7 protein-coding genes and 1 tRNA gene are annotated in these 12,142 nt (G+C 62.7%); 3 read left to right on the top strand and 5 right to left on the bottom strand.

Annotation, left to right across the window (positions count from 1 at the left end; translation table 11 throughout):
- Window positions 1-56: 56 nt before the first annotated feature.
- Window positions 57-2,093, bottom strand: coding sequence for a putative bifunctional diguanylate cyclase/phosphodiesterase (locus RLDS_RS35655; RefSeq protein ID WP_021225239.1), 2,037 nt, complete (start codon window positions 2,091-2,093; stop codon window positions 57-59).
- A gap of 93 nt (window positions 2,094-2,186) precedes the next feature.
- Between RLDS_RS35655 and moaA the strand changes: the two genes are divergently transcribed.
- The 3 genes from moaA to RLDS_RS35640 all read left to right on the top strand — a co-directional run bounded on the left by moaA (window position 2,187) and on the right by RLDS_RS35640 (window position 4,138).
- Window positions 2,187-3,197 (top strand): GTP 3',8-cyclase MoaA, encoded by a 1,011-nt coding sequence (moaA, locus tag RLDS_RS35650; protein ID WP_021225238.1) that lies wholly within the window; start codon window positions 2,187-2,189, stop codon window positions 3,195-3,197.
- A complete protein-coding gene (locus RLDS_RS35645; RefSeq protein ID WP_021225237.1) occupies window positions 3,194-3,970 on the top strand; it encodes an NAD kinase in 777 nt (258 codons plus the stop codon). Before moaA ends, RLDS_RS35645 begins: the two co-directional genes overlap by 4 nt.
- Window positions 3,971-4,063: 93 nt before the next feature.
- Window positions 4,064-4,138 (top strand) — tRNA-Asn (locus tag RLDS_RS35640).
- On the opposite strand, the gene RLDS_RS55195 is transcribed toward RLDS_RS35640, so the two are convergent.
- The 4 genes from RLDS_RS55195 to RLDS_RS35605 form a co-directional block, all read right to left on the bottom strand.
- A complete protein-coding gene (locus RLDS_RS55195) occupies window positions 4,124-5,692 on the bottom strand; it encodes a recombinase family protein (protein WP_084514714.1) in 1,569 nt (522 codons plus the stop codon). The genes RLDS_RS35640 and RLDS_RS55195 overlap by 15 nt on opposite strands.
- Before the next feature lie 983 nt (window positions 5,693-6,675).
- Window positions 6,676-9,654, bottom strand: a complete 2,979-nt coding sequence (gene mobF, locus RLDS_RS35615; protein WP_021225234.1) for a MobF family relaxase — start codon at window positions 9,652-9,654, stop codon at window positions 6,676-6,678.
- On the bottom strand, window positions 9,651-11,699 hold the full coding sequence (locus tag RLDS_RS35610) for a type IV secretion system DNA-binding domain-containing protein (protein WP_021225233.1): 2,049 nt from the start codon (window positions 11,697-11,699) through the stop codon (window positions 9,651-9,653). Before RLDS_RS35610 ends, mobF begins: the two co-directional genes overlap by 4 nt.
- Window positions 11,696-11,998, bottom strand: a complete 303-nt coding sequence (locus RLDS_RS35605) for a hypothetical protein (RefSeq protein ID WP_021225232.1) — start codon at window positions 11,996-11,998, stop codon at window positions 11,696-11,698. Before RLDS_RS35605 ends, RLDS_RS35610 begins: the two co-directional genes overlap by 4 nt.
- Window positions 11,999-12,142 lie beyond the last annotated feature (144 nt).

The following is a 12,142-nucleotide window of genomic DNA, read 5'->3' as shown; positions in this document are numbered from 1 at the left end:
CGCTCGCCTGAAGGGCAGACAGGGAAAAGGCGCGGGAGCAATCCTGCGCCTTTTCCTTATGCGAGCACCAGCGCCACCAGTTCGGCTGAAGAAATGCCCGCCGATCGCAGAAACCCCTGATAATAATCGCACCCCTCGCGCGCCAGCAGGTCCAGTTGCTCCTCGGTCTCCACGCCCTCGGCGATGACCTTGAGCCCCAGCGACTTGGCCATGTGGATGATGCCCCGCACGATGATCCTGTCCCGCGCGGTGCCGGCAATATCCTGCGCCAGGCCGCTGTCGATCTTGAGATAATCGAGTGGCAGGGATTTGAGATAGGCCAGACTGGAATAGCCCGTGCCAAAATCATCGATCGCGACCGCAAGCCCTTCCTTGCGCAACGCGCGCAAAAGCGAGGCCGCCGCATCGACATCGTGGATCAGCCCGCTTTCGGTTATTTCCACCGTCAGCCGCGACCGCGGAAATCCGCTGCGATCGACCGTATCGAGCAGGTCAGGCATGAATTGCGGCTGAGCGATATCGGCGGCTGTGACATTGATGGATAGCCGCAGGTCGGACAAGGCGCGCGGCCAGGCCGACGCCTGCCGCAGGGCCTCACCCAGGATATGGGCGGACAGCGGCAGCATATAATCGGATCGTTCGGCCGTCGCGAACAGGATGCCGGCGCCCAGCGGGCCATAATGGGGGTGGTTCCAGCGCGCCAGCGCCTCGACGCCGCTGATGATCTCCGACCCTACCGGATATTGTGGCTGGAACACGATGCCGATTTCGCCCCGATCCAGCGCCAGGCGCAAGTCGGTTTCCAACCGGTCGGGATCGACCTGCCGACTCTGTTTCTCCGCCGCTAGGATGCGAATGCCCTCACCGCCCGCCTGCCGTGCATCGGCCAGCGCCATGCCGGCCCGCCGCAGCAGATGCGTCGCATCGTCCTCGCCGCGCGCTTGTGCGATACCGCATCGCGCGATCAGGCGAATGAGGTGATCGCCCGCGCTGAACGGTCGCCCGATTGCACCGATTAGCTGGCGCGCCAGAAATGTCGCCCGGTCGCCGCTACCCTGTTCGCCGACAAGGCCGACGAGAAATTCGGTTCCGGCAATCCGCGCCACCATGGCACCGGGCGCGACATCATCGACCATGCGCTCGATCCGCCGCGCGATCCGGCCAAGCAGCGCGTCGCCCACCACCTGTCCATAGGCCGCATTCATCCGTTCGAACTGGCTGATCGACAGCAGCAGGATCGTGGTCGGCAGCCCTGTCCGACGGTCCAGCCACTCAAGCGCCGCCTGTCGTGATCGCAAGCCGGTCAGATAGTCCCGGCTGCTGCTGTCCCGCTCATGCTGGTCGGAGAGCCATTCGACATCGGCGGCAAGATGCCCCTCTTCCATACGCAGATGATGAACCAGCCGATCGCCTGGCCGATCGGGCAATCCGTGCGCCAGCGATGCAGGGCGGCCGGTGCGCGCCATCGCCCGCAGCGCCGCCAGCACGCCCGCGCGCTCGGCGCGCGGCAAATGCCGCACCAGTGCGGCCGGTGCCAGCATCGGTGCATCCAGCGCCAGATGCCGCGCCAGCGCGTCGCTCAGGCGCAACAGGCCGTCGCTGCCCAATTGCCAATAGAGGGCGTCACCCCGGCGAATCCGCTGCGCCCGATGGCGCGCGCCCTGCTCCCCACCCAGCCGTTCGACCAGGCGCTGCGCCGACAGCAGGACCGCGCGCAGTTCATCGGCGCTGAACGGGGCCAGCAGGAAATGCGTGGCGCCTGCCGCCAGCAGCCCAGGCACCCGCGCTTCCTCGCCCCGATCAAGCAACACGACCAGCGCCCCGCCGCCGGCTTCCATCGCGGGCACCAAGGGCGCCAGCAATGCGTCGACGTCCGCTTCCCGGCGCAAATCGATGAGCGCAACCTGCGCCTCGCTTCTCAGGAAACGCTGTGGCGCATCGCGGGCGCGGCGCGCGCCGATGCTGCGCCACCCAATCGCCTGCGCTGCCTGCGACAAACCGTCTCGGTCGCCCAGCGAAAGGATGAAAAGACTATGCTGTGTCGCCGATGCGGCGTCCCCGCCCACTATCTGTATCTCCCCGACGCCGCGCATCGCGCCGTCCTATCAGCAAGGCGTTACCGACCCGTTTGCGTTGCTGCAACCGGGGCGCTTGCACGGGCCATGGCCATCGCCTAGCTATATCCCATGGCCATCGCCACCTCCTCCTCCGCGCCACTGGTTGACGCCTTGGGCCGCCGGATCAGCTATTTGCGGATTTCGGTGACGGATCGCTGCGATTTGCGCTGCCGCTATTGCATGTCCGAACGGATGCAATTTCTGCCCAAGGATCAGGTCCTGAGCCTGGAGGAGATTGCCCTCCTGGCCGATCTCTTCATCGCGCGCGGCATCACGAAAATCCGGCTGACGGGCGGCGAGCCACTGGTCCGGCGCGACATTGGCGAACTCGTGCGGCGGATCGGTCGCCATCTGGGCAACGGTCTGGATGAACTGACGCTCACCACCAACGCGACCCGGCTGGATGTTTACGCGCAGGACCTGTTCGACGCCGGCGTCCGCCGCGTCAATGTCAGCCTGGACAGTCTCGATCCAGCCCGCTTTGCCGACGTGACGCGCGGCGGCGACATTGGCCGGGTGTTTGCCGGGCTAAACGCAGCGCGCGCGGCCGGCCTTGCCGTCAAGATCAACATGGTGGCGCTCAAAGGCATCAATGACGATGAAATCCTGCCGATGCTGCGCTGGTGCGACAGCCAGGGTTTCGACCTCAGCCTCATCGAAACCATGCCGCTTGGCGACACGGGGGAAGACCGGACCGATCATTATCTTCCGCTGACGCAAGTTGTGGACGATATCGCGGCTGTTCACCCCCTCACGCCCATTGCGCATCGCACCGGCGGCCCATCGCGTTATCATGCGGTGGAGGGGATGCGCGTGCGGTTGGGACTCATCACCCCCCTCACCCGTAATTTCTGTGCGGACTGCAATCGCATCCGCATGACCTGCGAAGGCAAGATTTTCATGTGCCTGGGGCATGAGGATCATGTCGATTTCAAGGCAGCCCTTCGCGAAGGCGGTCTGGACGCGGTGCAACCGCTCGTCGACCGGGCGCTGCGCCTGAAGCCTGCCGCCCATGATTTTCGCATCGGCGCAAATGCGCCCGCCGCCACGCGTCGCCATATGAGCGTGACTGGCGGATGAGCGGCGACATCCGGCGCGCCCTTGTCGCGTCTCCAACCCCGGCGGCCCGAGCGGCGGAAGAAAGGCTGCGCGCCGTATACGACTTTGCCCCGATCGAGGCGGCGGACATGGTGGTGGCGCTGGGCGGCGATGGCTTCATGCTCCAGACCCTGCATGCGATGCTGGAGGCGCGGCGAATCCTGCCGATATTCGGCATGAACCTTGGCACTGTCGGCTTCCTGATGAACGAATGGCGGCTCGACGGTCTGGACCAACGGCTTGCCAAGGCCAAGAGTTTCAAGGTCAACCCGCTGCGCATGACGGTGGACACGGTCGACGGCGAGCAATTCTCCATTCCCGCCATCAACGAAGTGTCGCTGCTGCGCGAAACCCGCCAGACCGCGAAACTGGAAGTGGAAGTCAATGGCCGGATGGTCCTGCCCGAACTGGTGTGCGACGGGGTGCTGGTCGCGACCCCGGCCGGTTCGACCGCCTATAATCTGTCGGCGCATGGCCCCATTTTGCCGCTGGGATCGGCACTGGTGGCGCTGACGCCGATCAGCCCCTTTCGCCCGCGACGCTGGCGTGGCGCAATCCTTCCCGAAGCAACGCGAATCCGCTTCGCCGTCCTCAATCCCGTCAAGCGCCCAGTGAGCGCCGTCGCCGACCAGCGGGAGGTGCGCGATGTGGCGCAGGTGGAGGTTCGAATCGACCGGACGACACCGCTCACCCTGCTGTTTGATCCCGAACACACGCTTGATGACCGGATCGCCGCGGAACAGTTCATCGCCTGACGCGCCCGGCCAGGATTTTTCGACAATTTGACGCTTGCCATCGCCGGAAAGGCGCTGCTATAGGCGCGGCCTGCCCAGCGAAAGCCGGGTTGCTCCCCGATAGCTCAGCGGTAGAGCATTCGACTGTTAATCGAATGGCCGTAGGTTCGAATCCTACTCGGGGAGCCAACTTGAAACGCCCGAGCCACCCGACCCAGTCGGGGGCTCGGTGGGCGGATTTCCGGATCCAATTTCTTCAAGCATATCAAACGGTTCGCGAAAGGTGACGTGCAGTTGGCCGTTCGCCCACGTGCTGTTCAAAACCAACAGATTCAAAGCCGAGTTTTTGCTGCTTGGAGACTGTAAGCTGAAGGTTGCGTGAGCCTTCCGACCGAGATTGAGCAACGCGATCCCGTCTTCGACATATGCATCTTCGGCATTATGCAGCACGTCGATCCGGCGCTGGCACCCTGCCCGTTCCTCGCGCCAGGTTGCAGACATTCGGTCGTGCATGTCGGCCGTGATCCGGCCATCGAGATGATCGATGTAGAGCTTGTCGAGACGTTCCTGCAATCGGTCCGCTTCGAGGCGCAAACGGGCGATTGTCTCAACTCGCTCCCGACTCTTGTCGGAATGCGATTCGCGAATCGCGCGTTCGATCAGTGAGAAAATCTCGTCATCCATGCGCAGCCGGGCAAGTTGCTCCGAGAAGGCTAAAGCCAGGGCCTCTTCACGAACATATTTTTCAGGACACTTCTGCTTGAAGCCCGAGCAATGGTAATAAATGTACCGTCCACGTTGCATCTGGGCAACGACGGCGCATCCGCAGTGCCCACAGGTGATGAGGCCGGTGAATGCGAAACGCAAAGCCTCGGCGCGGACATTGCTCGCGCTACGCCCGTCGAGAACCTCCTGCACGTTCTCCCAGGTCTCACGAGTCACCAAGGGATCGTGAGTGCCTTGGTACAAGCGGCCAGCCCACTCGAAAGCGCCGGCATAAAGCCGGTTTCGGAGCATATAGTGGATTGTGCTGTTCCCGACCGGTCGCTGGCTCCGACGATATCTGAGACCCGCGTCTCTGGCTTTCTGGGTGACCTCCTTCAGCGCATAATCACCGGTTTCAAACCATTCGAAAACGCGCTGTACGATGGGGCCAAGCTCGGGGTCGGGGACTATTATTTTCTTCCCATGTGGACCGACGACATTGAGGTAGCCAAGCGGAGCCTGCGAAGGCCAGATGCCCTGCTTCGCCTTCTCTAGCATGCCCTTACGAGCCTCCTCCGACAGGTTGTCGACATAGTTCTTGGCCATGAGGACCTTGATACCATGCATAAACTTTTCGGACGACCGCGAGTCGCGGGAGAGGACCGTTCCTTCTTTGACGAGATGCAGTTCGATGTCGAACCCATCGAGCGTCACCCAATCCTTGATGTTCCGATAAAGCCGATCCGTCTTCTCCACCAGCAGGTGGCGGACCCCGGGATGGCCCCGAAGGTATTTCAGCATCGCCTCGAACTGCATTCGGCCGGTCTTTTTGGCTGTCTCCACATCTACATACTGGCCGGCGATGACGAACCCCATGCGTTCGGCATACTCCCGGATCAGAGCAACCTGGGCGTCGATCGAGAAGCCTTCCTTCTCCTGCTCCGCAGTGGAGACGCGAGCATAGAGGACAGCTTTTTCACCTCCGACCGGGCGGCCCCGGGCAGGCGATTGAACTTTGGGTTTGCGGGGACGAGCCATGTCAAATTCCTAAATCCTACTAAAAGCACCTCCCACTCCTCCCTCCCCTCCAACTTGCCGCGGGCGGCAGGTTATGTAGGCGGCACTCGGCGTGACGGCTTCCGTTTTATAGGATCGGATTTTTGCGGTCGACCACGGGGTCTCGCAGGCTGTTTCTTTTTCTGCTCGTGCGCTGTTGGGTCAGCGGCGGACACCTCCCATTGGACGAGCATCCAGACATAATCCGCCAGGTTGCCGAGCATGTTCCTCGCTTCGTTCTCGGAGACAGGCCTCTGCAATCTGCGCGTGAAAATTTCCTGCGCGTCCAGAACGAGCTGCCGGGACAAGGCGCTTCGTCTGATCGTCCAACGGTCGTCCCGTCCGGATCGCTGTTCCGCGTGAGCAGGCAGTGTGTGTTCCTGGACGTCGTCTACGGCAGGTTTCACCTCTCCGTAGGCCGTGGTGTCGAGCCTCAGCCTTCTCATCGCTGTGCCGCCGTGGAAGCGGCCGAGAACACACGAGCGCCGAAGCGGCGTTCGAGGTGGCGCGAAACGGAAAGGACATACCGTCGTTGGCGCCATGCCGTTGGACTGTGATATACCCCGACAGCCTTCCAATAATCGCCTGTGACGCTGAGCCCGGAAAGGAAGATCCAGCGAGCGGCCTGGACGTTGAAACATGGGTCATTGACCAACCAGAAGCGGATATCGCTAGCAGGTCTGCCTATGAGAGCCGCAAGCTTGGGGACCCAGGAGCTGTTGATCTGAAGAGGCCCCAGGTCATGGCTGCCGTTCGTGTTCAACACCTCTGCGCCGATCCACCCCGCCTCCTGATCCCGCAATCCCCATAGGGTTCGCTCGAGCCATGTTCGGCCGGCCGCTGCCTCCCGAATACATTGGCCCAGTTGCGCCTCATACGCGGTCATTTGAGAGGAAGCAGCCTGGGCGGGGGCTACCGAGGCGAGAAACAGCGACGGCAGCGCGACAAGGACATGCACCGTCCTATTAACGATCATGACCACCTCCATGATCAGGGGCGGTAGTATGCTGCGGTTCAGCCACCGGTTGCGGGGTTGGCGTTCCCGAACGCTCACCTGTCACATCCCCATTCTCACGCTGGGAACTTCGATCGAGCAGTGAGATGATCCATCGATCCAGAAAGCTGGCGGTCGACTGCGCGCGATGCGCAATGCGTTCGGCCAACCCGTCGGGAGGAGACGGAGCGGCAGGTTCACGCTGAGCAGCTAGGCCTTCTTTCCTTGCTTCGCGCTCCGAGCGCTGCTCCTCACGCAAACGGTCCCAGCGCTCACTGTGACGGTCCCGCCTGCCCTTGATGTTGTCGCGCTCGACTCGTCCCAACCCTTGTAGCGAGGACGTTTTCTCGCCGGACCGCAGTTTCAGCTTCTCGACGAGCCGTTCTCGATTCTCCGTCCAGAGACTTGCTCCGAATCGCGCTCGGGTGATCGCGGTGTAATAGTTCTGGCCCGTGACCAGCGGGGAGTTGACCGGTGCCAGGACGTAAACCCGATCATAGGTCTTGGACTGGGCTGAGTAGACGGTCTCGCCGTAGCCGTGATCCCAGTTTTTATACTGGGAGAGATCGACCTCCTGGCTTCGCCCGTCCCGGTCCCAGCGTATCGTGGCAACTGCACCGTCAAGACGCTCCACGGTGCCCCGCTCGGCATTCTTGAGTTCCAGATCCTTGTTGACCAAACGCCACTGGATGCGATCGCCAGCGGCAAGATCCCGCTTCTCCTCCTGGAAAACATTGATCTGGGATGCCCGACCGAGGCGGGGATCCCATTGAATCATCCGACCGTGCTCGTCGACCAGATTGACCGTCTGACGGCCACGAGCATCTCGCCCTACCCCAGCCACCTTGTACTCGGCGTCGCGCGCGATCCCCAATCCGACATTGTCGCGCGAAAACGTCACGACCTGGCCGCGGGTATAGAAGCGCGCGAAATGCTTCTCCTGATCGGTCATTCCCGATGGCGACAGGATCGACAGCCGGGTTTCCTCGGCCGCGATCGCGCCCTCGGTCTTCAGTGCCTCGCGGACCTTGGTGTTAACGATCAGCCGAGTCGCGTTCTCGAGCACCAGCATGTTGGTCTTGGCTCGCTGATCGGGAGTTAACCGCGTCCAGTCCCCGACCATGGCTTCAGCGAGCTTTTCGCTGCTATCTCCGCTGACGACCTTGTCGAGAGCACCGAGCGAGCCGTCGTAATTCTGAAGTCGTGCGAGTCGCACGGCCTTGGTGATGCCCTCGGCTTCCTGCCGAATCGGGTCCTTCAACTCGGCCCTGGGCATACCCAGGCGCATCATCAGCCAGAAGGGCTTGCCCTGCTCGATGGCTCCAGTCTGGCGGGTATCACCAAGCAAGATGAGGCGCGCGCCGGTGGCCCGACTGATCTCGAGCAGCCGCATCGCCTGACGGTTGCCGAGCTGGCCAGCCTCATCGACAACCAGGACGTGGCTATCGTCGAGCTTGACCCCACCGGTGGCAAGCAGGCTCGCGACCGTACGCGACTCGATCCCGGCCTTGAGCCCCAGTTCACCTGCCGCCGATGAGGTAGGTGCCAACGCGATCAAGGTGGTCTCCTCGCCCACCGCCTCACGCAATGCGCGGATGATGGTCGACTTGCCCGAGCCGGCGACGCCATGCACCGCTACGACCCGATGGTCTGACATCCCTATGTGTAGCAGTGCCGTCCGCTGCTCAGGTTTGAGACCCCGCGATAGCCCCGCATCGCGCAGCGACTCGACGGAGGCCAGCGGACGCGCATCGTTGAGAGCGAGCGCGAGTTGGTCTGACAGCGCCAGTTCCAGGCGTGCTGTCTTGCGTGTCGTACGCCCCCGCGTGTGGATCTCGTCCCCGGTGCGATGCCTGGTTTCTAGAAGCTTGGCGCGTTCCTGGTGCTCCTCAACGACAGGGCGCACATCAGCGAGGCGGACCTCCCCCACATGGGAGGCCATAGCGGTCTGTAGCAACCTCCCGAGATTGTTGACGGCCTCCTTGCTTTCGGATTGGCGGATGCCGAACAGCATCGCGCGTGCGGCGGTAGCGGGATCGACCTCAAGCGGCCGCTCTCCCCTTCCTTCTGCATCCGCTCGAGTCTCTTTAACCGCCTCGGCATGCTGCCCGAGCCGGCCATCCCACCGCTGATGAAGCTCTTCGAGGGAAGCCTTCTGTTTCGGCCCACGCGTGGCATAGAAGGATTGCTGTCGTGCCGCCTGGCCGGTCAGGCCATGCTCCTTTGCATGCGCCTCGATCTGCTCGGCGCGTTGCGACATGTCGGTGATCAGGTCTTTGGGCACGCCTCGGATCTCGAACAGTCCACGGCGCGGGTCGAATTCGACATCGTAACCGCGCTCCCGGAGGAGATGTGCCAGTTCATTGCGATACACCTGCCCGGCCGCCATCTGCTCGGCGAACATCGCGCGGGTTTCCAGGCTGACCTTTTTCGCCCCGTCCCGCTCGTCGGTGATGTTCATGACGACGACATGCGTGTGGAGATGAGGATCCAGCTCGCGAGAGGCATGCTCGGTGAAGCGTGCCCAGATCAGCCGGCCGGTCGTTTTCTCGGTGACCTCCCCATCGACGCGATGCCGCATCGTGGCATGTTCCTCGAGATAGGCGAGCGCGACACCGACCGCCTGTTCATGAGCCTCGATGATCCTGTCATCACCGGCTACCAGTGCCATGATCGATACCGATTTGGGTGCGTTGACCGCGAAGTCCCATCCCGGATGATGCTGAATCTCGCCGTCCTTTCGGCGACGCCCTAGTTGCTGGTCGCCGACCTTACCGGCCAATAGTTCCTTAAAGACGGCAGGGTCGACCTCACCTTCCAGCCCCAATTCGGCGGCGATCTTGCCACCCCATTCGGAATGCTCTTCGTCACCCTTGGTGTAATAATCACCGACGGTGTAATATCGGGCGATGTTGGCGGGTTTCCCCTTGAGGCGGATGGGATTGATCATGCCGGCCTCGCTGCATTGCGGGCGCCGTCATGGCGTCCGTGCTGCCTGAGACGGAAGCCGGCCGGCTTCCCGAATAGCTCCAGCGGTGGCGGCGGGTTGCTCGCTTCCTCTTTCCGCTCGTTGTGCGCCGGGGGAGACACCGGTCCCTCATCGAAGGGCGTGCTGGCCGGTCCCGTTGGCTCACTTGGCGGTACCAGGGGCAGTTCAGCTCCTGGAACGCTTGGGGCAGCACGCCGCCGCTTCGCCGGGGTAGCGTTGGGTTTTGCGGGCGCTATCGGGGCAGCCGGCGCCGGGGATACCGATGGTGCTGGAACCGCCATCCGAATGGGCGCGGTGCCGCGCTCCTCGAACGCCTCGCCAATGGAGGCGACCTTATTGTAGCTGTCTTCGAACCGGACCACTGGCAAGCTACGACCGAACCTGAGATAGCCCATCAGGTTAGGCAGGTTGGTGACCTCGGTGTGCATGACCAGCGGTCGCGTCACCTGCATGCGCGAGAGGTTCACGCCGTCCCGCATGTCGTTCACACCATAGGACATGCCCTCGTTCGCTTCGACCTGCTCGACTTGGCCCAGGTTCTCGCTGACATGCTTCGCGGTAGGGGTGTCGTTGGCTCGCAGTGCCACCCAGGTCGAGCAGTAGCCGGTGATCGCGGCCGCATCCTGGATGCCGTAGGTCGCTTCGAGCTGCGGGTAGCTTTGGAAGCCCAGAATGCCGCAGCCGCCATATTTCCGCGCGCGGGCGAGAAAGTCACCGAGCGAGGGCAGTCTCTGGAGGGTCGGCAACTCGTCGATGACGCAATAGAGGCGCCGATGGCGGTCGGGCGTCATGCTCATGATCGCGCTGATCGCGATATCCAGCCACACCGTGATCAGGGGTCGAAGCGAAGGAAGCTGGTCCGCCTTCACGGTGATGAAAAGCCAGCTGTCGTCCTTCTCGTTGGCAACCCAGTCGCGGATCGAAAAGCCGTCTGCGGTATCATCGAGGTAAGAGAAGCTGCGCATGACCGAGGCGAGCTCGGCCTGAATGCCGGCACTGGTGCGCTCGCCTTCGGTCGAGATGAATGCTGCCGCATCGGTGCCGGCGGCGAAGGCGGCGAGATCCTTCAGCTTGGAGCGGAGCAGCGTGTCGAGCAGGATTGAAACGAGGGTGCGTTCCTGCCGAGCCAGCTTCCGCAAAACGGCGACCAGCGTACCGCGCGCTGCCTTCGCCCAGAAGGGATCACCCGTCTTGTCAGGGATCGTGGACTCGGCGATCTGGTCGTAATGGTAGTCTCTCGGGACGTCGACCCAGGGTGACCAGGAATCCGCCCGCGCGTCGAGCGGATTGAGCAGAACGTCGATCCCCGGCCGGTAGAATTTTTCTACGAAGGTGCCGGCCGTGTCATAGACGATGGCGCGACGCTTTCGCTTCCGGATGCCGTCGAGCATCTTGACGATGATGTTCGTCTTGCCGGTGCCAGGCGCGCCGCAGATGAGGATGTGCTCGGGCTCAAACGCGTCGGGCACATTGACCCCGCCGATGTCGAAGCTGCCCTTGGCGTATCGCCACAGCGCCCGGCGGACCTGCCGCACGGTGCCGAACCGCGCTCCGCGAAGGAACTGGTTGGAGCCGAGCCCCCTTCCCGTCCGGGTGAAGTAGAACCAGGCCCACCCCAGCATGGCCAGGGCGAACAGACCGGATATTGCCGCCCCGTGCAGGAGATAGGTCTCGAAGGCTTCGAGCGTCTTGTGGGCGAGGCCGGAATCGAGGAGCGCCTTCGGGCTGGTCCAGTATTGTTTGCCCTCCGGGGTCTTGAACAGGATTGGGGTGACATTGCCGGGAACGGCGTCTCCCATGAAGGCAGCTTGGCCAAGCTTCATCAGAACGAAGCGTTCGTAATCGGATGATTTCTCGAGCGCGTACCAGATGATGCCGCCGATCCAGATCACCAGCCCCGCGAGGAAGGTCTGGTAGAAGACCTGCGTGGTCATGCGCACGTTGTGGACGATGGCCTGCCCGCCTCTTGTCCAGGAGCCGAGCGTGTCGTGACGAAAGATGCTCATGCCCGGTCCTGCTCGGGATCGAGCAGCCCCCTTTCGCGGAGGAGCCGGCGCGCTTCACCCAATCCCTTCTGGAGGATGTCCGGGGACCGCTCGCCGACCGATGTGGCGAGGATCGCGAAGGCCTGGATGGCCGTCGCATGGAGTTCGTCAAAGCGGGCATGATAGCCCGAAGGATCCGTGCCTTCGAAGCGTTCGAGGATGTCGCGACAATAGGTCGCGGCGCCGAGACCGGCGTTGCGCGCCTGAAGAGAAAGGCGCGCATAGAGGTCATCGTCTATGCGGATAGTGATGCGTGCCAAGCGGCGGACTCCTTGTCCGACACGCCAGCAACGTGGTGAAGCGCATTTCTTATAGCCGAATAACGCAGTGATCTCAACAATTTATCAAAACTGCCGCTGGCAGCCGGTAAGTGCCAAGGCAGATCAATCGCTTAAGCCGGAATC

Origin of the sequence: Sphingobium lactosutens DS20 (genome assembly GCF_000445105.1) — a bacterium.
Taxonomy (GTDB): Bacteria; Pseudomonadota; Alphaproteobacteria; order Sphingomonadales; family Sphingomonadaceae; genus Sphingobium; species Sphingobium lactosutens.
The sequence above is the reverse complement of the archived record's forward strand: the minus strand, read 5'-3'. Positions and strand labels throughout refer to the sequence as shown.

What these genes read in the sequence shown, in the direction of transcription:
- RLDS_RS55195 (WP_084514714.1), bottom strand. Translation starts at nt 5,692, where the DNA reads ATGGCTCGTCCCCGCAAACCCAAAGTTCAATCGCCTGCCCGGGGCCGC.
- mobF (WP_021225234.1), bottom strand. Translation starts at nt 9,654, where the DNA reads ATGATCAATCCCATCCGCCTCAAGGGGAAACCCGCCAACATCGCCCGA.
- RLDS_RS35610 (WP_021225233.1), bottom strand. Translation starts at nt 11,699, where the DNA reads ATGAGCATCTTTCGTCACGACACGCTCGGCTCCTGGACAAGAGGCGGG.
- RLDS_RS35645 (WP_021225237.1), top strand. Translation starts at nt 3,194, where the DNA reads ATGAGCGGCGACATCCGGCGCGCCCTTGTCGCGTCTCCAACCCCGGCG.
- moaA (WP_021225238.1), top strand. Translation starts at nt 2,187, where the DNA reads ATGGCCATCGCCACCTCCTCCTCCGCGCCACTGGTTGACGCCTTGGGC.
- RLDS_RS35655 (WP_021225239.1), bottom strand. Translation starts at nt 2,093, where the DNA reads ATGCGCGGCGTCGGGGAGATACAGATAGTGGGCGGGGACGCCGCATCG.